This is a genomic window from Streptomyces sp. GQ60, from assembly GCF_059758875.1.
Genome location: NZ_JCAXEG010000012.1, coordinates 61682 through 84150, shown reverse-complemented (window position 1 = coordinate 84150; position 22469 = coordinate 61682). Strand labels below are relative to the sequence as shown.

At 71.6% G+C, this 22469-nt stretch carries 23 protein-coding genes and 1 tRNA gene; 20 read left to right on the top strand and 4 right to left on the bottom strand.

Annotated features, from left to right (window positions below):
* Positions 1 to 2 precede the first annotated feature (2 nt).
* The 11 genes from AC6CKD_RS26815 to AC6CKD_RS26765 all read left to right on the top strand — a co-directional run bounded on the left by AC6CKD_RS26815 (position 3) and on the right by AC6CKD_RS26765 (position 8208).
* Positions 3 to 917: an ATP-binding cassette domain-containing protein gene (locus AC6CKD_RS26815; RefSeq protein WP_498330627.1), complete on the top strand. Its 915-nt coding sequence runs from the start codon at positions 3 to 5 to the stop codon at positions 915 to 917.
* A gap of 16 nt (positions 918 to 933) precedes the next feature.
* Positions 934 to 2097 (top strand): ROK family glucokinase, encoded by a 1164-nt coding sequence (locus tag AC6CKD_RS26810; RefSeq protein ID WP_498330625.1) that lies wholly within the window; start codon positions 934 to 936, stop codon positions 2095 to 2097.
* Positions 2094 to 2687, top strand: a complete 594-nt coding sequence (locus tag AC6CKD_RS26805) for a hypothetical protein (protein ID WP_498330624.1) — start codon at positions 2094 to 2096, stop codon at positions 2685 to 2687. The genes AC6CKD_RS26810 and AC6CKD_RS26805 overlap by 4 nt, the downstream gene beginning before the upstream one ends.
* Before the next feature lie 33 nt (positions 2688 to 2720).
* Positions 2721 to 2795: transfer RNA gene (locus tag AC6CKD_RS26800), tRNA-Trp, on the top strand.
* Positions 2796 to 2859: 64 nt separating this feature from the next.
* The gene (locus tag AC6CKD_RS26795) at positions 2860 to 3492 is read left to right on the top strand and encodes an MBL fold metallo-hydrolase (protein ID WP_498330622.1); all 633 of its coding nucleotides are present in this window, start codon (positions 2860 to 2862) and stop codon (positions 3490 to 3492) included.
* A gap of 30 nt (positions 3493 to 3522) precedes the next feature.
* Complete coding sequence (locus tag AC6CKD_RS26790; RefSeq protein ID WP_498330620.1) at positions 3523 to 4302, top strand: exodeoxyribonuclease III; 780 nt, start codon at positions 3523 to 3525, stop codon at positions 4300 to 4302.
* Positions 4303 to 4373: 71 nt separating this feature from the next.
* A complete protein-coding gene (locus AC6CKD_RS26785; protein ID WP_498330618.1) occupies positions 4374 to 4814 on the top strand; it encodes a DUF6278 family protein in 441 nt (146 codons plus the stop codon).
* Between the two features lie 134 nt (positions 4815 to 4948).
* Complete coding sequence (locus AC6CKD_RS26780; RefSeq protein ID WP_498330617.1) at positions 4949 to 5692, top strand: amino acid ABC transporter ATP-binding protein; 744 nt, start codon at positions 4949 to 4951, stop codon at positions 5690 to 5692.
* A gap of 10 nt (positions 5693 to 5702) precedes the next feature.
* Positions 5703 to 6659, top strand: a complete 957-nt coding sequence (locus AC6CKD_RS26775; protein WP_498330615.1) for a glutamate ABC transporter substrate-binding protein — start codon at positions 5703 to 5705, stop codon at positions 6657 to 6659.
* A gap of 17 nt (positions 6660 to 6676) precedes the next feature.
* Positions 6677 to 7321, top strand: coding sequence for an amino acid ABC transporter permease (locus tag AC6CKD_RS26770; RefSeq protein ID WP_478685322.1), 645 nt, complete (start codon positions 6677 to 6679; stop codon positions 7319 to 7321).
* The gene (locus AC6CKD_RS26765; RefSeq protein ID WP_498330613.1) at positions 7318 to 8208 is read left to right on the top strand and encodes an amino acid ABC transporter permease; all 891 of its coding nucleotides are present in this window, start codon (positions 7318 to 7320) and stop codon (positions 8206 to 8208) included. The genes AC6CKD_RS26770 and AC6CKD_RS26765 overlap by 4 nt, the downstream gene beginning before the upstream one ends.
* A 51-nt stretch (positions 8209 to 8259) precedes the next feature.
* On the opposite strand, the gene AC6CKD_RS26760 is transcribed toward AC6CKD_RS26765, so the two are convergent.
* Both AC6CKD_RS26760 and AC6CKD_RS26755 read right to left on the bottom strand, forming a co-directional pair.
* Positions 8260 to 9867 (bottom strand): CocE/NonD family hydrolase, encoded by a 1608-nt coding sequence (locus tag AC6CKD_RS26760; RefSeq protein WP_498330612.1) that lies wholly within the window; start codon positions 9865 to 9867, stop codon positions 8260 to 8262.
* A 125-nt stretch (positions 9868 to 9992) separates the two neighbouring features.
* A complete protein-coding gene (locus tag AC6CKD_RS26755; RefSeq protein WP_498330610.1) occupies positions 9993 to 11204 on the bottom strand; it encodes a L,D-transpeptidase in 1212 nt (403 codons plus the stop codon).
* 283 nt (positions 11205 to 11487) lie between these two features.
* On the opposite strand from AC6CKD_RS26755, the gene AC6CKD_RS26750 reads away from it, so the two are divergent.
* The 6 genes from AC6CKD_RS26750 (at position 11488) to AC6CKD_RS26725 (ending at position 18453) form a co-directional block, all read left to right on the top strand.
* The gene (locus AC6CKD_RS26750; RefSeq protein ID WP_498330608.1) at positions 11488 to 12597 is read left to right on the top strand and encodes a lipid II:glycine glycyltransferase FemX; all 1110 of its coding nucleotides are present in this window, start codon (positions 11488 to 11490) and stop codon (positions 12595 to 12597) included.
* Positions 12543 to 14324, top strand: coding sequence for a murein biosynthesis integral membrane protein MurJ (murJ, locus tag AC6CKD_RS26745; RefSeq protein ID WP_498330606.1), 1782 nt, complete (start codon positions 12543 to 12545; stop codon positions 14322 to 14324). Before AC6CKD_RS26750 ends, murJ begins: the two co-directional genes overlap by 55 nt.
* Before the next feature lie 96 nt (positions 14325 to 14420).
* Positions 14421 to 15104: a response regulator gene (locus AC6CKD_RS26740; protein WP_498330605.1), complete on the top strand. Its 684-nt coding sequence runs from the start codon at positions 14421 to 14423 to the stop codon at positions 15102 to 15104.
* Positions 15105 to 15113: 9 nt separating this feature from the next.
* A complete protein-coding gene (locus AC6CKD_RS26735) occupies positions 15114 to 16562 on the top strand; it encodes an ATP-binding protein (protein ID WP_498330603.1) in 1449 nt (482 codons plus the stop codon).
* Positions 16559 to 17104 carry a hypothetical protein gene (locus tag AC6CKD_RS26730; RefSeq protein ID WP_498330602.1) on the top strand — a complete coding sequence of 182 codons (546 nt, stop codon included), beginning with the start codon at positions 16559 to 16561 and terminating at the stop codon, positions 17102 to 17104. Before AC6CKD_RS26735 ends, AC6CKD_RS26730 begins: the two co-directional genes overlap by 4 nt.
* 92 nt (positions 17105 to 17196) lie before the next feature.
* Positions 17197 to 18453: a cytochrome P450 gene (locus AC6CKD_RS26725; protein ID WP_498330600.1), complete on the top strand. Its 1257-nt coding sequence runs from the start codon at positions 17197 to 17199 to the stop codon at positions 18451 to 18453.
* On the opposite strand, the gene AC6CKD_RS26720 is transcribed toward AC6CKD_RS26725, so the two are convergent.
* Complete coding sequence (locus AC6CKD_RS26720) at positions 18413 to 19138, bottom strand: hypothetical protein (protein WP_498330598.1); 726 nt, start codon at positions 19136 to 19138, stop codon at positions 18413 to 18415. The genes AC6CKD_RS26725 and AC6CKD_RS26720 overlap by 41 nt on opposite strands.
* A gap of 101 nt (positions 19139 to 19239) precedes the next feature.
* Between AC6CKD_RS26720 and ggt the strand changes: the two genes are divergently transcribed.
* On the top strand, positions 19240 to 21039 hold the full coding sequence (ggt, locus tag AC6CKD_RS26715) for a gamma-glutamyltransferase (protein WP_498330596.1): 1800 nt from the start codon (positions 19240 to 19242) through the stop codon (positions 21037 to 21039).
* Positions 21040 to 21042: 3 nt separating this feature from the next.
* Here ggt and map read toward each other — a convergent pair whose 3' ends face one another.
* Positions 21043 to 21810: a type I methionyl aminopeptidase gene (map, locus tag AC6CKD_RS26710; protein ID WP_498330594.1), complete on the bottom strand. Its 768-nt coding sequence runs from the start codon at positions 21808 to 21810 to the stop codon at positions 21043 to 21045.
* A gap of 64 nt (positions 21811 to 21874) precedes the next feature.
* Between map and AC6CKD_RS26705 the strand changes: the two genes are divergently transcribed.
* Both AC6CKD_RS26705 and AC6CKD_RS26700 read left to right on the top strand, forming a co-directional pair.
* Positions 21875 to 22126 (top strand): helix-turn-helix domain-containing protein, encoded by a 252-nt coding sequence (locus AC6CKD_RS26705; protein ID WP_498330592.1) that lies wholly within the window; start codon positions 21875 to 21877, stop codon positions 22124 to 22126.
* A 143-nt stretch (positions 22127 to 22269) separates the two neighbouring features.
* The gene (locus AC6CKD_RS26700) at positions 22270 to 22467 is read left to right on the top strand and encodes a hypothetical protein (RefSeq protein ID WP_498330591.1); all 198 of its coding nucleotides are present in this window, start codon (positions 22270 to 22272) and stop codon (positions 22465 to 22467) included.
* Positions 22468 to 22469 lie beyond the last annotated feature (2 nt).

The following is a 22469-nucleotide window of genomic DNA, read 5'->3' as shown; positions in this document are numbered from 1 at the left end:
CGATGACCGAAGCGACCCCGGCCGGCGCATCCGGCGCCGGCGCACCCGCCCTGGTGAAGCTGACCGGCGTCAGCAAGTACTACGGCAACATCCGCGCCCTCCAGGACGTCTCCCTGGAGGTCTCGGCGGGCGAGATCACCTGCGTGCTCGGCGACAACGGCGCCGGCAAGTCCACCCTCATCAAGATCATCGCAGGGCTGCACCGGCACGACGCCGGCACCTTCGAGATGGAGGGGGAGGAGACGGTGCTCGCCAACCCGCGCGCCGCCCTCGACCTCGGCATCGCCACCGTCTACCAGGACCTGGCCGTGGTCCCGCTCATGCCCGTCTGGCGCAACTTCTTCCTCGGTTCCGAGCCCACCAAGGGCCGCGGTCCCTTCCGCCGCCTCGACGTGGACCTCATGCGCCGCACCACCCGCGCCGAGCTGCTGCGCATGGGCATCGACCTGCGGGACGTGGACCAGCCGATCGGCACCCTGTCCGGCGGCGAGCGGCAGTGCGTGGCCATCGCCCGGGCCGTCCACTTCGGCGCGAAGGTCCTCGTGCTCGACGAGCCCACCGCCGCCCTCGGCGTCAAACAGTCCGGGGTGGTCCTCAAGTACGTGGCCGCGGCCCGTGACGCGGGCCTCGGCGTGGTCCTGATCACGCACAACCCGCACCACGCCCACCTGGTCGGAGACCGGTTCGTGCTGCTCAAGCGCGGCACCATGGCGGGCAGCCACACCCGCGACTCGATCACCCTGGACGAGCTCACCCGGCAAATGGCGGGCGGCTCCGAGCTCGACGAACTGAGCCACGAACTGGAGCGAGTGGCAGAATCAGGAACTGACAGCGCATCCGCAGCCCCGTCCGCCACTCCGTCCGCCGCTCCATCCGACCAGGCATCCGGCCCCGCACGGGGCCCCGCCGCACCCTGAGGGACGACACGACTCGATGAGCACGTACCGGGACTTCACGCTCGCCCACCGGGGGGCGGCGCGAGGCACCGTCCTGCGGACCATCGGGACCCGTGAGCGCCGGTCGCACCTGACCGCCCCGCGCGTTCCGACCGTCGGCATCGACATCGGCGGCACCAAGGTGATGGCCGGGGTCGTCGACGCCGACGGCGTCATCCTGGAGAAGATCCGGACCGAGACCCCGGACAAGTCCAAGAGCCCCAAGGTGGTCGAGGACACCATCGTCGAGCTGGTCCTCGACCTCTCCGACCGGCACGACGTGCACGCCGTGGGCATCGGCGCCGCAGGCTGGGTCGACGCGGACCGCTCCCGCGTCCTGTTCGCCCCCCACCTCGCCTGGCGCGACGAACCGCTGCGCGACGCGCTCCAGTCCCGGCTCGCGGTCCCGGTCATGGTGGACAACGACGCCAACACCGCCGCCTGGGCCGAGTGGCGCTTCGGCGCGGGCCGCGGCGAGGACCACCTGGTCATGATCACCCTGGGCACCGGGATCGGCGGGGCCATCCTCGAGGGCGGCCAGGTCAAGCGCGGCCGCTACGGGGTCGCCGGCGAGTTCGGCCACATGCAGGTCGTCCCCGGAGGCCACCGCTGCCCCTGCGGCAACCGCGGCTGCTGGGAGCAGTACAGCTCCGGCAACGCCCTGGTCCGCGAGGCCCGCGAGCTGGCCGCGGCCGACTCCCCGGTCGCGTACAACCTCATCGCCCGGGTCGGCGGCAACATCCACGAGATCACCGGGCCGCTCATCACCGAGCTGGCCCGCGAGGGCGACGCCATGTGCGTCGAGCTCCTCCAGGACATCGGCCAGTGGCTCGGCGTCGGCATCGCCAACCTCGCGGCCGCCCTCGACCCCTCCTGCTTCGTCATCGGGGGCGGCGTCAGCGCCGCCGACGACCTGCTGATCGGTCCCGCCCGCGACGCCTTCCGCCGCCACCTCACGGGCCGCGGCTACCGCCCCGAGGCCCGCATCGCCAAGGCCCAGCTCGGTCCCGAGGCCGGCATGGTCGGCGCCGCCGACCTCTCCCGGCTCGTCGCCCGCCGATTCCGCCGCGCCACGCGCAGGCGCGTCGAGCGGTACGAGCGATACGCGCAGTTCGGCCGGCGCGACACCACCGCCGGCCCCGAAGACCAGGAACCGCAGTGACACCGCCCTCTCTGCCCCGCCAGGCCCCGTCCCCCGACGAGCGGCCCGGCGCGCCGGCCCCCGCCGAGGACCGCAGGCACGTGGTGCGGCGCCGCTGGATCACGGCGATCATCATCCTGCTGCTGGTCGGCGTTCCGGCGGGCTACCTCGCGGTCTCCGCCCAGCAGAGCCGCCAGAGCGGCCGCGACAAGGCCGCCAAGGTCGGCGCCGCCAAGGTGCGCCCCGGCTGGCCGTCCAAGGTGCAGCGCAGCATCTACGAGGTCCCGCTCCCGCCGAAGGCCTGGCGCGTCGGGTTCCTGGAGACCAACAACTGGCGCACCAGCCGGCTGTACACGCAGTTCGCGGTCGTCCCGAGCGACCTGGACGCCTTCCTGGCCTCCGTCGGCACCAGCCGCGATGAGCTGACCCCCGGGGTGTCGATCTCCGAGCACGACACCTCGGTCGCCGGCTGGCGCTGGAAGGCCGGGACCAAATGGCTCGGGACCACCCTCGAAGCGGACGCCCCGCGGCGGCCCACCCGGGACATCACCGTCGACCTCACGGACCCCCGCGTCTACAAGGTGTACGTGGTCTCCACGGCTGTGCCGTAGGCCTCCGGCCGCGCGTACGATGTGCCCCGGGGCGGAGCCGTAGCGCAGAGGTCGTCGCGCGCGGTCTCCAAAATCGCGAGGACGCCGGTTCGAATCCGGCCGGTTTCCGCCTTCTGCCTTTCGTCTTCCCGCTTCCGGCCGCGTCCGGCCTCCTCCCCGCTAGCCTTCGATCATGAAGCTCACCAAGCGGCTGCACTCCTGCGTCCAGCTGGAGAAGGACGGGCTCGTACTCGTCATCGACCCGGGCGCCTTCAGCGAAGCGGACGCCGGCCTCGGCGCCGACGCCCTGCTCGTCACGCACGAGCACCCCGACCACTTCGAGGAGGGCCGGCTGCGCGCCGCCCTCGACGCGAACCCGGCGGCGCGGCTGTGGACCCTGCGCAGCGTCGCGGAGAAGCTCGCCCCCGCCTATCCCGGCCGCGTCCACACCGTGGGCCACGGGGACGCCTTCACCGCGGCCGGCTTCGAGGTCCAGGTACACGGCGAGCTGCACGCCGTCATCCATCCGGACATGCCGCGGGTCACCAACGTCGGCTACCTGGTCGACGGCTCGCTCTTCCACCCCGGGGACGCGCTGACCGTGCCGGACGCCCCCGTGGACACGCTGATGCTCCCGGTGCACGCCCCGTGGAACAAGATCGGCGAGGTCGTCGACTACGTCCGCGCGGTCAAGCCGCGCGTGGCCATCGACATCCACGACGCCTACCTCGCGGACCTCGCCCGCCCGATCTACGACTTCGCCCTGGACGCCCTCGGCGGCTCCCCGCACACCCGACTCACCGCCGGAGACACGGCCGACCTGTGACTGTCGGTGCCGGGCGGTAGGTTGGACGGCATGCGTATCGCCACGTTCAACGTCAACTCGATCACCGCCCGGCTGCCGCGCCTGCTGGCCTGGCTGGAGAGCTCCGGCACCGATGTCGTGTGCATCCAGGAGACCAAGTGCTCCGCGGAGCAGTTCCCGTACGAGGAGCTGCGGGCGCTGGGCTACGAGTCGGCCGTCAACGCCACCGGCCGGTGGAACGGCGTGGCCCTGCTCTCCAAGGTGGGACTGGAGGACGTGGTCACCGGCCTGCCCGGCGGGCCGGACTACGAGGGGGTCCAGGAGCCCCGCGCCATCTCCGCCACCTGCGGCGGAGTGCGCGTCTGGTCGGTGTACGTGCCCAACGGGCGCGAGGTCGAGCACGACCACTACGGCTACAAGCTGGACTGGTTCCGTGCCCTGTCGACCGCCATCGCGGAAGACGCGGCGGGGGAGCGCCCGTTCGCGGTGCTCGGCGACTTCAACGTGGCCCCGACCGACGAGGACGTCTACGACCCGGCGGTCTTCGAGGGCCTCACCCACGTCACCCCGGCCGAGCGGGCCGCCCTGGAGCAGCTCCGCACGGCCGGGCTCTCCGACGTCTTCCCGCGCGCGCTCAAGTACGACCGGCCGTACACCTTCTGGGACTACCGGATGCTGGCCTTCCCGAAGAACAGGGGCATGCGCATCGACCTGGTCTACGGGAACGCGGCCTTCGCCAAGGCCGTCACCGACTCCTACGTGGACCGCGAGGAGCGCAAGGGCAAGGGTGCCTCCGACCACGCGCCGGTCGTCGTCGACCTGGATCTTTAGCGGTCCCCCGATCTGTCACAGTCCGCGCGCGTCCTGTCGCCGGGCCGGGATCCGGGTGTCAGGCTGGCCCCATGAACATCCCATTCCTGGCCAACTGGATCAACCGACATGAAACGGAACGGGGCGCGGGACTCGCCGCGGCGCTCGCGGACGATCCCGAGGGCATCAACGAGTTGTTCGCGGAATGCGAGATGCTGCGCGCCCACGCGCGCTCGGCCGGGCTCGAACTCGACGAGAGCCCGCGTTCGTTGGAGGAGATCGACCAGTTGATGCCGCGCTGGCGCCGGGATCCGGAGGTCACCCCGTGGCTCGGCAACGACGCGGGCTTCTATCTCGGGACCGTGATCATCCGCTCCGTTCCGGGCGCCGCCTGGCAGGTGTGGCCCAACGGCCAGCCGATGATCCGGCTGGCCTCGGGGCGCGAGCTGAACGTGGTCGAGTCCGGGGTGTCCTGGGCCATGACGGGATCCCCCGAGCTCAGCCAGGCGTACGCGGAAGCCTCGGAAGGCTGAGCTGCCCGAGCTGCCACGTAAGGCTGACCTCGTCGGCCTTTATGCGGCTTTTAAGCGTGTCGCGGTGAAGTGCCCTTCCGCGGCTGGATAGTTTGCGCTGACCTCGACACACCGACAAGTGGGCAGGGCAGCGTATGGCCGTCGATCCGTTGATCGAGCTACGGGACGTCAACAAGCACTTCGGACAACTGCACGTCCTCCAGGACATCAACCTCACCGTCGGCCGCGGGGAGGTGGTGGTGGTCATCGGCCCCTCCGGCTCCGGCAAATCGACCCTGTGCAGGGCGATCAACCGACTGGAGACCATCGAGTCGGGCACGATCACGCTCGACGGGAAGCCGCTGCCGGCCGAGGGCAAGGAGCTCGCCGCGCTCCGCGCGGACGTGGGGATGGTGTTCCAGTCCTTCAACCTCTTCGCGCACAAGACGGTCCTCGCCAACGTCTCCCTCGCCCAGATCAAGGTCAGGAAGCGCAAGAAGGAGGAGGCGGACCAGCGCTCCCGGGAGCTGCTGGAGCGGGTCGGCCTCGCGAACCAGGCCGAGAAGTTCCCGGCCCAGCTCTCCGGAGGCCAGCAGCAGCGCGTGGCCATCGCCCGCGCGCTCGCCATGAACCCCAAGGCCCTCCTCTTCGACGAGCCCACCTCCGCGCTCGACCCGGAGATGATCAACGAGGTGCTGGAGGTCATGCAGCAGCTCGCCGCCGAGGGCATGACCATGGTCGTGGTCACCCACGAGATGGGCTTCGCCCGGTCAGCCGCCAACCGCGTCGTGTTCATGGCCGACGGGAAGATCGTCGAGGACCGGACCCCGGAGGCCTTCTTCACGGCCCCCGAGAGCGACCGGGCCAAGGACTTCCTCTCCAAGATCCTCAAGCACTGAGGGCGGCCCGATGAGACAGCTCCCGACGAACGCCCCGCGCACCCGGGTGAAAGCCCCGCGCGCCCGGGCCCTGCCCGCCCTCGCCGCCGCCCTCGTCCTGCTGGGCGCCCTCGCCGGCTGCGGGAAGTCCGGCAGCCCGCCGGTCAAGGGCCCGCAGCCCGAGGACCTGCCCGTCTACCAGGTCCGGGCCGGCTTCCAGCTGCCCGACTCGCCGACCTGGGAGAAGGCCAAGCGGCGCGGCCACCTCGTGGTCGGCGCCAAGGAGGACCAGCCGTACATGGGGGAGAAGGACCCCGCGAGCGGCCGCTACTCCGGCTTCGACATCGAGATCGCCAAGATGATGTCCGCCTCGCTGGGCTTCGATCCCAAGACCGTGGAGTTCAAGACCATCGCCTCCGCCAACCGCGAGACGGCCCTGCAGAACGGCCAGATCGACTACTACGTCGGCACCTACACGATCAACGACAACCGCAAGAAGCAGGTCGGCTTCGCGGGCCCCTACTTCCTCGCCGGGCAGTCCCTGCTCGTGCGGAAGGGGGAGACGGAGATCAAGGGCCCCGAGGACCTCGACGGCAAGAAGGTCTGCTCGGCCGCCGGCTCCACCCCCTACCAGCGGCTCCAGAAGGAGTTCCCGCGGGCCGTCCTCGTCGCCTACGACACGTACTCGGTCTGCGTGGACAACCTGCTGACCTACCAGGTCGACGCCGTCTCCACCGACGACTCCATCCTCCTCGGCTACGCGGCCAAGGTCCCCGAGGAGCTCAAGGTGGTCGGCAAGCCCTTCTCCGAGGAGCCCTACGGCATCGGCGTCCCGCGCTCCGACAACGCGCTGCGCTTCGCCCTCGACGACGCGCTCGCCGAGAACGAGAAGAACGGCAACTGGAAGAAGGCCTACGAGGCCACCCTCGGCCTGTCAGGAACGCCGGCGCCGGCGCCGCCCGCCATCGACCGCTACCCGGCGAGCTGAGGGGAGAGCGCACCGCCATGGACGTACTCACCGAAAACTTCTCGCTCTACGGGAAGGGCTTCCTCGGCACCGTGGAACTCACGGTCTACGCCTCCCTCCTGGCCCTGGTCCTCGGCTTCCTGATGGCCTCCTTCCGCGTCGCCCCCGTCGGCTCCTTCCGGGTCTTCGGCACCGTCTGGGTGACCATCCTGCGCAACACCCCGCTCACCCTGCTCTTCTTCGCCGTCCTGCTCGGCCTGCCCCGCTTCGGCCTGGTCCTGCCGTTCCAGCTCTTCGCCGTGCTGGCCCTGGGCTGTTACACCTCCGCCTTCATCTGCGAGGCCCTGCGCTCCGGCATCAACACCGTGCCCAAGGGCCAGGGCGAAGCGGCCCGAAGCCTCGGCATGTCCTTCGGCCAGACCCTGGGCGCCGTCGTGCTGCCACAGGCCTTCCGGTCCGTCATCCCGCCCATCGGCTCCACGCTGATCGCGCTCGCCAAGAACTCCGCGATCGCCGGGGCGTTCAGCGTCACCGAGCTGCTGGGCACGTACAAGACCCTCAACGAGCTGGGTTACAGCATCATCTGGACCTTCGTCTGGATCGCCGTGGGCTACCTGATCATCACCCTGTCCATCAGCGCGCTGTTCAACGTGCTCGAAAAGCGCTTCGGAGTCGCCCGATGACCGCGCACGCGCTCCACGGTGACCTGGAGTCCACCGCCCTCTACGACCTGCCGGGGCCGCGCGCCCAGCGCCGCCACTTCTTCTACGGGATCGCCTCGACGGCCGTCATCATCGGGCTGCTCGGCTGGCTGCTCTACCTGCTCTTCGACACCAACCAGTTCACCGCCGCCAAGTGGAGCCCCTTCACCTACAAGGGCATCCAGGAACTTCTCCTCACGGGTCTCTGGAACACCCTCAAGGCCTTCGCCTACGCCTCGGTGCTCTCGCTCGCGCTCGGCGCGCTGCTCGCGACGGGCCGGCTCTCGGTCCACCGGCCGGTGCGCTGGCTGTGCACGCTGTGCGTGGAGTTCTTCCGGGCCATGCCGGTGCTGGTGATGATCTTCTTCATCTTCGTCGCGCTCAAGGTCCAGCCGCTGCCCGCGCTCGTCGCCGGACTGACCCTGTACAACGGCTCGGTGCTGGCCGAGGTCTTCCGGACGGGCATCAACTCGGTCGAGAAGGGCCAGCGCGAGGCCGGGTACGCCCTCGGCATGCGCAAGACCCAGGTGATGACCTACGTCCTGGCCCCGCAGGGGGTCCGGGCGATGCTGCCCACGATCATCAGCCAGCTCGTGGTCGCGCTGAAGGACACCTCGCTCGGCTACCTGATCACCTACGAGGAGTTCCTGCACGCGGGCAAGCTGATCGCCTCCAACCTCGACTACGACCTGCCCTTCATTCCCGTGGTGATGATCATCTCGCCCGTCTACATCGGGATGTGCATGCTCCTGTCCTGGTTCGCCACCTGGGTCGCCCGGCGCGAGCGGCGCAGCCTCAAGACGAAGGCGGTCGACTTCGAGATCGGTCCGGACGATCCGGCGACGACGGTGCTGCCGGGCCGGACCTGACCCGCGGGCGAAGCCCGCCAGAGCCACACCCGGCCCGGCAGCAGCCGCGGATCACTGCTCGCGCAGCGGCACCGAGACGTACGAGGGATCGGTGCGCGGCGAGGAGAAGGTCAGCTGCCCGCCGGTCGGGTTGTGCTCGATGTACAGCGCGTCGACGGTGTCGACGACGACCGCGAGGCGGTGCCCGGCCGGGACGTCGTAGGCGGTGGAGAAGAGCTCCAGGTCCACCCCGAAGGACTGGCCGGCCGGCTTGCCGTGGAAGGTGTACGGGGCGTTGCTGATCAGCTTTCCGATGCCGAGCGGGCCCACGTCGTAGAGGTACGCGACGAACGTGCCGTCGGACTTCGAGGGCGTGACGGTGGTGTGCAGGGTGACCGTGCCCCGGACGCGGCGCTCCTCTTCGTAGCGCGGCGACTGCCAGATGGCGGCGAAGGCGCGGGGGAGCAGCGGGATGGAGGCGGTCGGGGGAGCCTGGAAGAGCTGGTCGAACAGGGCGGACAGCATGACGATGCCACCGTTGGCACCGGAGTCGACGCCGGTGAAGAGGTGCTCGCTGTCGGAGAGCATCAGCTTCTCGGCGCCGCCGGCGCCGACCGACTTCCAGTCGGCGTAGCCCTCGTACCCGCCGTCGCTGCGCGGCTTGATCTGCACCGGGGCCTCGGTGTCGACGCCGTTGAGCTCGCCCTTGAGGTAGCGGTCGAACCAGCGGTGGGCGTTGGTCCAGGTGTCGTTCGGCAGGCCGAAGAGCCCGGTGGCCTCGGCGGTGGCGTGGTCGCCGGGCCGGAACTCCAGGCGCTTGGGCCCGGTCAGCTTCTCGAAGAACTTCGCGTACTGGTTGGGCGGGAAGATGGTGTCGCCCCAGGCGTTGCCGAGCATGATCGCGGCGCCGTTGGCGTTGATCTGGTCCACCTTCTCGGCGGCGGAGCGCTTCTTGCCCCATTCGATCATCTGCGGCTCCCGGTCCAGTTTCGAGCCGAGGAAGTCGCCGAGGATCTGCTGGAGTTCGGGGCCGGGGCGGCCGGTGATGGCGCCGGCGCCGCCGAGCAGGGCGGCCGCCTGGAGGTGCTGGGTGCGGCCGGAGTAGATGGACTCGATGAGGTCGGCCCAGCCGCTGAGCGCGACCACGGCCTTGATGCGCGGATCGCTCGCGGAGGCCAGCAGGCTGATGCCCGCGCCGTACGAGACCCCGCCCAGGCCGATGTGCGCGGCGTCGGCCGCCGTGTTCGCGAGCGCCCAGTCGATGACGGCGGAGACGTCGGCGGTGTCCGCCGGGCCGGCGGTCTCGATCTCGCCACCGGAGAGCCAGAAACCCCGGGAGGTGTAACTGACCACCACGTAGCCGGAGTCGGCGAGCTTCTTGGCTTGGGCGATGTATTCGATCTGCGGCATGCCCCAGCTCGTCGGCAGCACGATCAGCGGATACTTCGAGCCGGCGGCGCCGGCTCCGGCGCCCGCCGGGGCGAAGACGTTGCCCTTGAGGGTGATGCCGCCGGAGCCGGGGATGTCGTGGAAGGTGAGCGCCGACGAGGCTTCCGAGACGGCGGTGGTCGTACGGGCGGGAGCCGCCTGAGCCTGATGGGGGGCCAGGCCCAGGGCGGCTGTTGCCAGTACGGCTGCCATGGCAGCCGCGGTGCTGGTGGTGCGGACGGTACGGACCATCGATCGCTCCTCGCGTGTGCCGGGGGTGTCAAAGTGACCCGACGGTAACGGGAGGGGCTTACCGGAAGTAACCCGTGAGTAAGTTACGTGCCGGTAACGATTGAACTATGGTCAGTAGGCGGGACTCAGCCGACCTGCGGAGTTCCGGCCGCGGCGCTCTTGGCCTGCCACTGCTCCCAGGTCAGGTTCCACTCGCCGTAGCCGTTGCCCACGTCCGGGTTGCCCTTGGAGCCCTGGCCCGCGACCTCGAACGGGTCGCCGACCTGGGACGCCGCGAAGAACGCCTTGGCGTTCTCGTCCGTCATGCCCACGCAGCCGGAACTGGTGTTGGCGCGCCCGAAGTTGGCGGTGTTCCACGGGGCGGCGTGCACGTACATGCCCGACCAGGTCAGCCGGATCGAATAGTCGACCATCTTGTCGTAGGAGTCGCCCAGGCCCACCGTCTGGGAGTCCATCCGGATGGTGCCCTCCTTGGCCATCATGACCATCTTCCCGTCCCAGGAGGCCTTCTTGCCGCCGGGCGTGCCCGCCGAGATCGGGACGGTGCCGACGGCCTGGCCGTTCTCGGAGACGGTCATCTTCTTCGAGTCCAGGTCCACCTTCACCCGGCGGTCCTTGCCGATCTTGAAATCGGTGGCGTAGTCCTTGACGAACATCCCGCCGCCGGGGCCGGAGTCGACGCCGTTCAGGTTCATCTGGACCTTCACGTCGGTGCCGGACTTCCAGTACTCCCTGGGCCGCCAGTCCACCCGGTCCTTGCCCGAGTAGTCGGTGATCCAGCCCCAGGAACCCTCGGTGGCGTTCGAGGTGGTGACCTTCAGCTGCTTCTCGACCGCGGCCTTGTCCTTCACCGGGTTGTCGAAGACGATCGAGACCGGCATGGCCACGCCCACGGTGCTGCCCTTGGGGATGTTGATCGAGACCTTGTTCACCTTGTCGGGGGCCGAGGTCTTGAACGTCGTCTTTGCGCTCTGGCTGTCCGTGTTCTGGGCCTCGACCGTGTAGTCGGCCGAGGGCAGGGCGTTGCCCTGCGAGGTCCAGGTCTTGCCGTCGGCGGATATCTGGCCGGCCAGCTCGCCGCCCTTGGCGTCCGTGACCTTCACCGCCGCGAGCTTGCCCTCCGCGATCGTCACCGTCACCGGCTGGCCCGCCTTGACCTGGTCGCCGGCGAGGTTCACCGAGACCGCCATGTCCGGCTTCTGCTTCATATCCGCCTGGGCCGCGCCGCCCGAAGCGGCGCCGCCCCCGCAGGCGGCCAGCGAGGCGGCCAGCAATGCGGTGCCGGCCGCCACGGCGGTGCGGCTGCGTACAGAGAAGACCCGGCGTGTGCGGCTCAACGAAAACCCCTCCGAAGTAATGATCGTCCGCAAGAGAAGATGCGAACGGGACGACTCTAGGTTGCGGGAGATGCGGAAAAGATCAGGATTTCCCATGTGACATGGACCGCAGCAATACGGTCATCGTCCGGTCACAATCGCCGCGCACTGCCGTCATGGACAGCTGTGAGAGTCCTGTGCATCCACCGTTTTGGTCGTACAGGAAGGCCGGTCAGCCGTGTGCGCACTGCTCGTGACCCCGACTCAGCAGCACCCGACCCGAAGCCCGGACAGGGAGCTCACCGTGCGCTCGCTGTCGGTTCCGGAATATCAGGGATTCCTTTCGCGGCACGGACGGGCCAGCTTTCTCCAGTACCCGTCCTGGGGCGGCGTAAAGGACCTTTGGCGATCGGAAAGGGTCGGATGGCACTACCCCGGAGGTGAAATGGAAGGTGCCGGGCTCGTCCTCTACCGTCAATTCCCGGGCACCCGCAAATACTTCGCCTACCTCCCCGAGGGGCCCGTCGCCGACTGGGCCGACCCCGACATCGACCGCTGGCTCACCCCCCTCAAGAGCCACCTCAAGGCCTCCGGCGCCTTCGCGGTCCGCATCGGACCCACCCCCGCCTACCGGCGCTGGGACGCGGCCACCGCCAAGGCGGGCTCCGGCCCGGGCCGGCAGATCTCCGACGTGCTCGCCACCGAGGTGGACCCGGTCGGCGCCGCGCTCGCCGACCGGCTGCGCACCCGCGGCTGGAAGCGCTGCGGGGGCGAGGACGACGGCGACGCCCAGCCCCGCCACGTCTTCCGCGTCCCGCTCGCCGGGCGCACCACCGACGAACTGTGGTCGGGCCTGAACCAGGAGTGGCGGCGCAATGTGCGCAAGGCCACGAAGGCGGGGGTCGAGACGGTCGTCGGCACCGCCGCCGACCTGCCCGAGTTCTACCGGCTGCTGCGGGTCACCGAGGAGCGCGACGGCTTCCGGCTCGGCCGCTCGCTCGCGTACTACCAGCGGCAGTACGAGGTCCTCAACGCCGAGGAGCCCGGCCGCATGCGTCTCTACCTGGGCGTTCACCAGGGCGAGATCCTCGCCGCGCACACCATGATCGTGGCCGGCAGCCGGGTCTGGTACCAGACCGGTGCCTCCGCCGACCACCGCCGCGAGGTCCGCCCGAGCAACGCCCTGCAGTGGCGCATGATGTGTGACGCACATGCACTCGGAGCGGACGAATACGACATGCGCGGGGTACCCTCCACCCTCGACCCCGACGAACGCTCCTTCGGGCTGCTGCGCTGGAAGCTCGGCACCGGCGGACAGGTCGTCGAAACCCTCGGCGAGTGGGAGACCTCGATGGACGGATGCGCCAACACGGCCCTCTACAAGGCGTTCCAGGCGTACATGGCCCGCCGGTGACCCTCGCAGACCCCAGAGCGGCCGACAGCGCGGCCGCGACGGAGCCCGGCACCCAGGTCGCGACCGAGCCCGGCACCGACCGCGCGGCACCGAAGAAGACCTCGGTGCTGCGCAGCGGCGCGCTCATGGCCGCCGGCTCGATCGTCTCCCGCGCCACCGGCTTCGTCCGCTCCGCCGTGATCGTCGCCGCCCTCGGCACCACCCTGCTCGGCGACGGCTACGCGGTCGCCAACACCGTCCCGAACATCCTCTACATCCTGCTCATCGGCGGCGCACTCAACGCGGTCTTCGTCCCCGAGCTGGTCCGCGCCGCCAAGGAGCACGAGGACGGCGGCGCCGCCTACACCGACCGGCTGCTCACCGTGTGCACGGCCGCGCTGCTGGTCCTCACCGCCGCCGCCGTACTGGCCGCCCCGCTCATCGTCTCGGCGTACACCGGCTACAGCGGCGGCCAGGAGTCCACCACCGTGGCCCTGGCCCGGTACTGCCTCCCGCAGATCCTCTTCTACGGGCTGTTCACCCTGCTCGGGCAGGTGCTCAACGCCCGCGGCCGGTTCGGCGCCATGATGTGGACCCCGGTCCTCAACAACCTCGTCGTCATCGCCGTCTTCGGGCTCTTCCTATACGTCTCGCACGGTGCGGGTGACGGCCTGAGCGCCTCCGAGACCCGGCTGCTGGGCATCGGCACCACCGCCGGCATCGTCGTCCAGGCCCTCGGCCTGATCCCCTCGCTGCGCGCCGCCCGCTTCCGCTGGCGCCCCCGCTTCGACTGGCGCGGCAGCGGACTGGCCCGCCCGCTGCGCAACGCGGGCTGGCTCGTCCTGCTCGTCCTGACCAACCAGATCGCGTACTGGGTCGTCACCCGGCTCTCCACCGCCACGGGGGAGCACGCCGTCGCCGCCGGCCTCGCGGGCGGCGCCGGCTACACCGCTTACAGCAACGCCTACCTGCTGTGGATGGTCCCGCAGGGCATCGTCACCGTCTCCCTCGTCACCGCCCTCATGCCCCGGATGAGCTCAGCCGCCACCGACGGCGACCTCGGACGCGTGCGCGCCGACGTCTCCTACGCCCTGCGCTCCAGCGCCGCCGTCATCGTCCCGGCCGCCGCGCTCTTCGCGGCCCTCGCCCCCTGGGTGACCGGCAGCGTCTTCGAGTACGGCCGCACCGGCCCCGCCGACATCGCCGTCATGGCCGGCATGCTCGCCGCCTTCGCGCCCGGCCTGATCGCCTACTCCGCGCAGTACGTGCTCTCCCGCGGCTTCTACGCCCTCTCCGACACCCGGACCCCCTTCTTCCTCAACCTCTCCATCGCCGCCCTCAACGCCGGGCTCTCCGCCGCCGCGTACCTCGTGCTGCCGCCGCGCTGGGCGGTCACGGGCATGGCCGCGGCCTGCTCGATCGCCTTCACCGCGGGCGCCGCCGTCACCGCGTACGTCCTGTCCCGGCGGCTCGGACCGCGCACGGGGACCCGTGCCCAGCGCAGGAACACCGCCGTACGGACCCACCTGCGGCTCCTCGCCGCATGCGCCCCGGCGGCCGCCGCCGGGTACGCGGCCGCACGCGCCGTGGAGCGGTTCGGGAACCTCGCCGGGCCCCTCGGGAACTTCGCCGGGGTCGCGGCGGGAACCGCGGTGATCGTCCTCGTCGTCGTACTCCTCGCCCGCCCCCTGCGGCTGACGGAGATCACCGACCTGCTGGACTCCGTACGACGCAAGACCGGCCGCTAGGACCCGTCCGTCCTGGTCGGACCGGACCCGCTGCCGGTCGCCGATATCGGCCGAAAGCGGGAGGGGACCGATCGACGACCCTGGAATACTGACCCGATGCCACGCGTACTGCTGATCGAGGACGACCCTTCCATACGGGAGGGCGTGGGTCTCGGCCTGCGCCGCCGGGGCCACGACGTGAGCGCCGCCGAGACCGGCGAGGCCGGACTCGCACTCATGGCGAGCTTCCACCCCGAGCTCGTCCTGCTCGACCTCATGCTGCCCGGCATCAACGGCGTCCAGGTCTGCCGCCGGATCCGCGAGAACAGCCAGGTCCCGATCATCATGCTCACCGCACGCGGGGACGACTTCGACATAGTCGTCGGCCTGGAGGCCGGCGCCGACGACTACATCGTCAAACCCGCCCGCACCGAGGTCATCGAAGCCCGCATCAAAGCCGTGCTGCGCCGTCTCAGCGAGCCTGCGGGCGGCCGCCCCGAGGTGGAGTTCCACGGCGAGCTGGCCGTCGACCGCTCCGGGCTCACCGTCGCGAAGAACGGCGAGCGCCTCCCCCTGGCCCCCAGCGAGATCAAGCTCCTGCTGCACCTGTCGGCCTCGCCCGAGCAGGTCTTCTCCCGCCAGCAGCTCCTCGAATACGTCTGGGAGCACAGCTACCACGCCGACGCCAGGCTGGTGGACGCCTGCGTGCGCCGCCTGCGCCACAAGATCGAGGACCCCGACGGCGCCCCCCGCTACATACAGACCGTGCGCGGCTTCGGCTACCGCTTCGGCCCGCTGTAAGCGGCGCGCATGAGACGTTTCGCCCCACTGGGCCTGCGCACCCGGCTGATCGCCGCCTTCCTGATGGTCGCCGCCATCTGCGCGGTGAGCACGGCCGCGCTCACCTACCAGCAGGCCCGCAACGCGATCCTCAAGCAGAGCCAGGACACCGCCGTCAGCACCCTGCGCGACCTGGTCGACTCCCAGTACACCCAACTGCCCATGGGGCAGGCGGAACTCCAGCGGCTCGTCGGCGAACTGGGCAAGCGCGGCCAGCCGCACCCCTGGATCGTCTACGGGGAGTACGGAAAGCTCCGCGCCACCTCGAACCAGGGCGGTGCCCCCGTCTCCCCCTCCGTCACCGGAAAGCTCCGCAGCCAGGTGACCGCCCATCCGCACGGGGCCTTCCAGCGCACGAAGGACCGCAACGGCAACCTCGCCCTCGTCGTCGGCATGCCCGCCGTCTTCAAGCACAACGAGGCCTACGAGACCACCGGCGCGGTCTTCTACGCGGTCGTACCCCTGGACACGGAGCAGACCACCGTGGAGGCCCTGGTCGCCGCCGCCAGAACGGGCGCCGTACCGGGCCTGGCGATCTCCCTGATCCCCGCCCTGCTCGCGGCGCGCAGCGTCCTGAGGCCCGTACGGGACATGCGCAAGGCCGCCCAGCGGCTGGGACGCGGCCGGCTCGACACCCGGATCGAGGTGCGCGGAGCCGACGAACTCGCCGGACTCGCACGCACCTTCAACGAGACGGCCCGCGCCCTCGAACAGTCGGTCAGCGAACTCCGGGAGGCCGAGGCCCGCGCCCGCCGCTTCGCCGCCGACGTCTCCCACGAACTGCGCACCCCGCTCGCCGGGATGCTCGCCGTCACCGAGGTCCTCGACGAGGGTGCCGAGGAGCTCGACCCCGACACCGCCAAAGCGCTGCGCCTGATCAGCGCCGAGACCGGGAAGCTCGCCGTGCTCGTCGAGGACCTCATGGAGATCTCCCGCTTCGACGCCCGCGCCGCCGAGCTCAACCTCGACGAGGTCGACGTCGCCGAGACCGTCACCAAGACCCTGGAACGCCGCCACTGGACCGACGGGCGGGTCAGCACCGACCTGCCCCCGGACGTCCGGGCCCGGCTCGACCCGCGCCGCTTCGACGTGGTCCTCGCCAACCTCGTGGGCAACGCCCTCAAACACGGCGGGGCCCCGGTCCGCGTCGGCGTCCGCACCGAGACCCGGCCCGAGGGCCGGCGGCTGCTCGTCGAGGTCGCCGACAGCGGGCCCGGCATCGCCCCCGAGGTGCTGCCCCACATCTTCGACCGCTTCTTCAAGGCCGACGCCGCGCGCACCCGCTCCACGGGCAGCGGTCTCGGCCTGGCCATCACCCTGGAGAACGTCCGCCTGCACGGCGGCACCCTGCACGCGGCCAACGGACCCGGCGGCGGCGCGCTCTTCACCCTCGACATGCCGCTGGAGGCCCGCGTATGACCCGGGTGCGCAGGGCCGCGGCCGCGGCCGCACTGACCGTTCCGCTGCTGCTCGCCACCGGCTGCGGCATCGCCACCACCGGGGTCGTCGAGAGCGGCCGCGCCGGGACCGTGAAGCTGGCCACCGCGCCGGACCCGGGCCTGCTCTACTTCATCGCGCCCGACGGCGCGCTCGTCCCGGTGCCGGTCTCCGACCGGATGCAGCGGCCGGACGTCGGCTTCACGATCGGGATGCTGCTGGGCGGCCCGAACGAGGCCGCGCGGGAGGCCGGTCTGACCACCGAGATCCCGGCGCCGGACCCCAAGTCCCCGGATGCCGTCGCCAAGGGCCCGGCCCGCGGCCCGATCGAGGTCGCCGGCGACGGGGATTCCATCCGCCTCGTCCTGCCCCTCCCCGTCGAGCCGCTGTCCGGACCGGCCCGCCGCCAACTGGCGTGCACGGCCCTCGCGGCCGTGAGCGTCCGGCCGGCCCCCGAGATCCTCCTCGTCGGCTCCGACGGCAAGGAGCGGAGCGCCGTGTGCGAGGTCAGGCCGGAGGACTGAGCCCCCGCCGGACCGCGCGGGACGGCCTTCCCGGGCCGGGGCCCCCGCCGGTCCCCTTGCGGGGCGGGCCGCTCCCCGCCACCGTGTGGCGCATGGACCAAGGACCGGCCCCCGACGTCTTCGACCCGCGCCTCTACGCCGAAGGCGTCCCGTACGAGCGCTACCGGCTGCTGCGCGACCACCGCCCGGTGGCCTGGCAGAGCGAGCCGTCGGTGCTGGGCTGGCCCGCCGGCCCCGGCTTCTGGGCCGTCACCCGGCACGCCGACGTGGTCCGGGTCCTGCGCGACCACCGCACGTACTCCTCGCACCTGGGCGCCACCCAGATCCGCGACCCCGACCCGGCCGACCTGCCCTTCCTGCGGCGCACCATGCTCAACCAGGATCCCCCCGAGCACGGCACCCTGCGCCGGACCGTGGCCCGCGCCTTCACGCCGGCCCGGGTCGACGCCTTCGCCGCCCGGGTCCGCGGCCGCGCCCGTACGCTGCTGCGCGCCGCCCGCGACGGCGCCGAGGACGGCGCCGCCGACGTGGTGCGCACCGTCACGGACACGTACGCGCTGCTGAACCTCACCGACCTGCTGGGCGTCCCGGCGGCCGACCGGGGGCTGCTGCTGGAGTGGACCGTACGGATCATCGGCTACCAGGACCCGGAGGACGCCCCGGCCCCGCTGCTCGGACCGGACGGGAAGCCGCTGAACCCGCGCTCTCCCGCGCTGCTGGGGGAGATGTTCGCGTACGCCCGCGAACTGGCCGCCCACAAGCGGGCCCACCCCGGCGACGACGTGATGACCACCCTCGCGCTCGCCGGACTGGAGGACGCGGAGCTGGAGATGTTCTTCTTCCTGCTCACCGTCGCGGGCAACGACACCGTGCGCAGTGCCGCCCCCGGCGGCCTGCTCGCCCTGGCCCGCGACCCGGCCGCCTACGCCGCACTGGCCGGGGGGCGGGCCCCGGCGGACCGGGCCGTCGAGGAACTCCTGCGCGTCCACCCGCCGGTGCTGAGCTTTCGCCGCACCGCCGCCGCCGACACCGAGCTCGCCGGGCAGCGGATCCGGGCCGGCGACAAGGTCGTGGTCTTCCACGCCTCCGCCAACCACGACGAGCGCGTCTTCACCGACCCGGGCCGCCTCGACCTCGGCCGGACCCCCAACCCGCACGTCTCCTTCGGCGACGGCCCGCACGTGTGCCTGGGCGCGCACTTCGCCCGGCTCCAGCTCCGCGTCCTCTACGAGGAGTGGGTCGCCGCCATGCCGGCACCGGAACTGGCGGGCCCGCCGCGCCGGCTGGTGTCGAACTTCATCAACGGGATCACACGGCTGCCGCTGCGGGTATCCGGGCCGGCCGGGTGACGTCGGCGATCAGTTCGGTCACGTCCGGCCCGTAGGCATTGGAGTTGATCACCTTCAGCAGGATGCAGAAGGAGTCCTGGCCGTAGGTGCGGGCCAGCTCCTTGTGGTGTCTGGCGAGGTAACGGGCCGCGGCGTGATTGCTGTTGGCCGTCTGGCCCGCCATGAGGAACACCGGTCGGGTCCCCGCCCCGGCCGTCAGCCGGGCCAGCAGGACGTGCTCGACCAGGCCCTCCTGCCAGCGGTACTTCTCGCCGCCGAGGGTGAGCGCACCCCGCTCCGGCGAGCGCTCGCGGCTGTCGTCGAAGTGGACTCCCGGCAGCATGGAGCTCAGGTGGGCCGCCGTCCGGGCGTTGGAGACGGGTCCGCCGACACAGAACTCGGCACGCTCGCCGAAGCCCTGGCGGGCCCCGTCGTGGGTGACGATCTGCAGGTTCGCCCCGCAGTCCTTGATCAGTCCGGCTATCTCCAACAGCGCGAAGGCATCCTTGCGGTTCACCGAGCCCTCGGTACCGCTCATGTGCCGGTTCACCACGAACAGGCAGTCTGAACCGGTCGGCAGGCCGAAGAAGGCCTGCTTGCGGCGCAGGGCGCGGCGCCACAGGTAGGTCCGGGTGAACCAGCCGAACCCGCCGCTGCACGCGGTGGCGATCACCCCGAGCACGATGTTGCGGACGTCCTCATTCATGCGGCGGATCGTAGCCGTCACACTGCCTTCATGACGCGGTGGGTGCACGGAAGTTACGCTGCCGCTCCATGGTCTGACAGGCAGTCGACTGGAGGAACCGAATGCGTGGTCCCGCCGCACGTCAGTTAGCGCTCGTCGCGCTCGCCGGGGCGCTCGTCTCGACCGGGGCCGCTGCCCCGTCGTCCCCGGGCGCCACCCCGCCCAAGGTCCCGGTGGCCGCCGGTTACGGCGGGGCCGTCGCCAGCGTCGACGCCGACGCCAGCGCGGTCGGCATCGCCGTCCTGCGCTCCGGAGGCAATGCCGTGGACGCCGCCGTCGCGACGGCCGCCGCGCTCGGGGTCACCGAGCCGTACTCCGCCGGCATCGGCGGGGGCGGCTACTTCGTGTACTACGACGCCCGGTCCGGCCGGGTGCGCACCATCGACGGCCGCGAGACCGCCCCGGCGACGGCCACCGCCGCGCTGTTCCAGGAGAACGGCCTGCCCATCCCCTTCGCCGAGGGCCAGACCAGCGGCCGCGGAGTCGGAGTCCCCGGCACCCCGGCGACCTGGAAGAGCGCGCTCGACGCCTGGGGCACCCGCTCGCTGGGCCACCTCCTCAAGCCCGCCGAGAAGCTGGCCCGCGAGGGCTTCGCCGTGGACTCCACCTTCCGGGCCCAGACCGCGCTCAACGAGGCCCGCTTCCGGGACTTCCCCGACACGAGGAAGCTCTTCCTGCCCGGCGGAGAACTCCCGGTGGTCGGCTCCACCTTCAAGAACCCCGACCTGGCGGCCACGTACGCGGAACTCGGCCGCAAGGGCGCGGGCGCGCTCTACCGGGGCCGCCTGGCCGAGGACATCGTCCGGGCCGTGCGCACGCCCCCCGTGGACCCGGCCGCCACCCGCGTGGTCCGTTCCGGCGATCTGACCACCGGGGACCTGCGCGCGTACGCGACCAAGTGGCAGGAGCCGACCCGGGTCGGCTACCGCGGCCTGGACGTGTACAGCATGGCCCCGTCCTCCTCCGGCGGCACCACCGTCGGCGAGGCCCTGAACATCCTGGAGCGCACCGACCTCGGAGCGCTCACCGAAGCCCAGTACCTGCACCGCTTCATCGAGTCCTCCCGGATCTCCTTCGCCGACCGGGGCCGCTGGGTCGGCGACCCGGCCGCCGAGGACGTGCCCACGAAGGAGCTGCTCTCGCAGCGCTACGCGGACTCGCGCGGCTGCCTCATCGACCCGGCCAAGGCGCTGACCAGCCCGCTGGCTCCGGGTGATCCCCGCAACCCGGTCGCCTGCGGCGCCGGCGGGCAGGCGGCCCCGACGACGTTCGAGGGGGAGAACACCACGCACCTGACCGTCGCCGACCGCTGGGGCAACGTGGTCTCCTACACGCTGACCATCGAGTCGACCGGCGGCAGCGCCATCACCGTCCCGGGGCGCGGCTTCCTGCTCAACAACGAGCTGACCGACTTCTCGTTCGCACCGGCCGCCCCCGGCGTCCCCGACCCCAACCTGCCGGGTCCCGGCAAGCGGCCGCGCTCGTCGATGTCCCCGACCATCGTGCTGGACGACGGACGCCCGGTGCTGGCGCTGGGCTCCCCGGGCGGGGCGACCATCATCACCACGGTGCTCCAGACCCTGACCGGGCACCTGGACCGCGGGCTGCCGCTGGTCGAGGCCATCGCCGCGCCGCGGGCCAGCCAGCGCAACCAGACCACCACCGAGCTGGAGCCGGGCCTGTGGAACAGCCCGGTCCGGGCCGAGCTGGAAGCCCTCGGACAGGGCTTCCGGCAGAACCCGGAGATCGGCGCGGCGACCGGAGTCCAGCGGCTGCCCGACGGGCGGTGGCTGGCCGCGGCCGAGACGACCCGGCGGGGCGGCGGCTCGGCGATGGTGGTGCGCCCGAGCGGGGAGCGGTAGGCCCTACAGGGCGGTGAGGATCCTCGGACCGGCGGCGGTGATCGCGACCGTGTGCTCGGCGTGCGCGGCACGGCTGCCGTCGACGGTCCGCAGGGTCCAGCCGTCCGCGTCGCAGGCGTAGTCGTCCGTGCCGCCCGCGATCAGCATCGGCTCGATCGCGATCACCATGCCGGCGCGCAGCTTCGTACCCTGCCCCGCCGGGCCCTCGTTGGGCACGCCGGGCTCCTCGTGCATGGAGCGTCCGACGCCGTGGCCGCCGAAGCCGTCGGGGATGCCGTACCCGGCGGCGCGGCAGACGGTGCCGATGGCGTGGGCGATGTCGCCGACGCGGCCACCGGGCCGGGCGGCGGCGATGCCCGCCGCGAGGGCGGCCTCGGCGGTCGCGATGAGCCGCAGGTCGGCGGGGCGGGCCCGGCCCACGGTGAAGCTGACGGCCGCGTCGCCCACCCAGCCGCCCAGTTTCGCGCCGCAGTCGATGCTGACCAGGTCGCCGTCGCGCAGACGGTAGCCGTCGGGGATGCCGTGCACGATCGCGTCGTTGACGGAGGCGCAGATGACGGCGGGGAAGGGGACCGGCGCGAACCGCGGCCGGTAGCCGAGGAAGGGCGAGCTCGCGCCCGCCTCGCGGAGCACCTCGCGGGCGGCCAGGTCCAGCTCCAGCAGGGACACCCCGACGGCGGCCCGGTCCCGGACGGCGGCGAGGGCGTGCGCGACGACGCGGCCGGCGGCGCGCATCTGGTCGATCGATCGGTCTGTCTTCAGTTCCATCACGCCAATAACTATACCGGTATAACTGTAACGGGATACTTATTGGGTTCCGGGGTAGGATGAGGCCATGGTCCGTACCCCTCTCACCCCCGAAGAGCGCGAGCGCGGCGAGCGGCTGGGCGCCCTGCTGCGCACGGCGCGCGGCGGCCGCAGCATGGTCGAGGTCGCGGCCAGTGCCGGGCTCTCCGCCGAAACCCTCCGCAAGATCGAGACCGGCCGGGCTCCGACACCGGCCTTCTTCACCGTCGCCGCCCTCGCCGGGGCGCTGGGACTCTCCCTGGACGAAGTGCTGCGGCGCTGCGCCCTCGTCCCCGTGTGAGGTCCAGGGGAGTGGGCGGGTCGCGGCCGTTCGGCCGCCGGGCCCGCCCTTCGGCGTGCCGTTAGGGCGGGCCCCGACGGCCGAACGGCCCAATCGGCGGTGCGGCGGCCGGGGCGCGGGGCAAGCGTGAAGGCGTGTCAGACATGAACGCATCCACATCCAAGCGGCTCGGCCTCGGACTCGTGGGCGCCCTCCTCGCGGGCGGCCTGCTGCTCGCGGCGTGCGCCGCTCCCGAGGGCCGGGCCCACGCCAAGGACCCGGGCGGCGTGGCCTCCCACCACCCGGAGGAGGTCGCGGCTCCGGCTCCGGGGGCCGCTCCGGCGTCGGCCTCGGCCGGCTGAGG

What these genes read in the sequence shown, in the direction of transcription:
- AC6CKD_RS26785 (WP_498330618.1), top strand. Translation starts at nt 4,374, where the DNA reads ATGAACATCCCATTCCTGGCCAACTGGATCAACCGACATGAAACGGAA.
- AC6CKD_RS26770 (WP_478685322.1), top strand. Translation starts at nt 6,677, where the DNA reads ATGGACGTACTCACCGAAAACTTCTCGCTCTACGGGAAGGGCTTCCTC.
- AC6CKD_RS26760 (WP_498330612.1), bottom strand. Translation starts at nt 9,867, where the DNA reads ATGGTCCGTACCGTCCGCACCACCAGCACCGCGGCTGCCATGGCAGCC.
- AC6CKD_RS26705 (WP_498330592.1), top strand. Translation starts at nt 21,875, where the DNA reads ATGGTCCGTACCCCTCTCACCCCCGAAGAGCGCGAGCGCGGCGAGCGG.
- AC6CKD_RS26775 (WP_498330615.1), top strand. Translation starts at nt 5,703, where the DNA reads ATGAGACAGCTCCCGACGAACGCCCCGCGCACCCGGGTGAAAGCCCCG.
- AC6CKD_RS26810 (WP_498330625.1), top strand. Translation starts at nt 934, where the DNA reads ATGAGCACGTACCGGGACTTCACGCTCGCCCACCGGGGGGCGGCGCGA.
- ggt (WP_498330596.1), top strand. Translation starts at nt 19,240, where the DNA reads ATGCGTGGTCCCGCCGCACGTCAGTTAGCGCTCGTCGCGCTCGCCGGG.
- AC6CKD_RS26815 (WP_498330627.1), top strand. Translation starts at nt 3, where the DNA reads ATGACCGAAGCGACCCCGGCCGGCGCATCCGGCGCCGGCGCACCCGCC.
- AC6CKD_RS26725 (WP_498330600.1), top strand. Translation starts at nt 17,197, where the DNA reads ATGGACCAAGGACCGGCCCCCGACGTCTTCGACCCGCGCCTCTACGCC.
- murJ (WP_498330606.1), top strand. Translation starts at nt 12,543, where the DNA reads ATGCGCCAACACGGCCCTCTACAAGGCGTTCCAGGCGTACATGGCCCG.
- AC6CKD_RS26740 (WP_498330605.1), top strand. Translation starts at nt 14,421, where the DNA reads ATGCCACGCGTACTGCTGATCGAGGACGACCCTTCCATACGGGAGGGC.
- AC6CKD_RS26790 (WP_498330620.1), top strand. Translation starts at nt 3,523, where the DNA reads ATGCGTATCGCCACGTTCAACGTCAACTCGATCACCGCCCGGCTGCCG.
- AC6CKD_RS26730 (WP_498330602.1), top strand. Translation starts at nt 16,559, where the DNA reads ATGACCCGGGTGCGCAGGGCCGCGGCCGCGGCCGCACTGACCGTTCCG.
- AC6CKD_RS26735 (WP_498330603.1), top strand. Translation starts at nt 15,114, where the DNA reads ATGAGACGTTTCGCCCCACTGGGCCTGCGCACCCGGCTGATCGCCGCC.
- AC6CKD_RS26765 (WP_498330613.1), top strand. Translation starts at nt 7,318, where the DNA reads ATGACCGCGCACGCGCTCCACGGTGACCTGGAGTCCACCGCCCTCTAC.
- AC6CKD_RS26780 (WP_498330617.1), top strand. Translation starts at nt 4,949, where the DNA reads ATGGCCGTCGATCCGTTGATCGAGCTACGGGACGTCAACAAGCACTTC.
- AC6CKD_RS26720 (WP_498330598.1), bottom strand. Translation starts at nt 19,138, where the DNA reads ATGAATGAGGACGTCCGCAACATCGTGCTCGGGGTGATCGCCACCGCG.
- AC6CKD_RS26795 (WP_498330622.1), top strand. Translation starts at nt 2,860, where the DNA reads ATGAAGCTCACCAAGCGGCTGCACTCCTGCGTCCAGCTGGAGAAGGAC.
- AC6CKD_RS26700 (WP_498330591.1), top strand. Translation starts at nt 22,270, where the DNA reads ATGAACGCATCCACATCCAAGCGGCTCGGCCTCGGACTCGTGGGCGCC.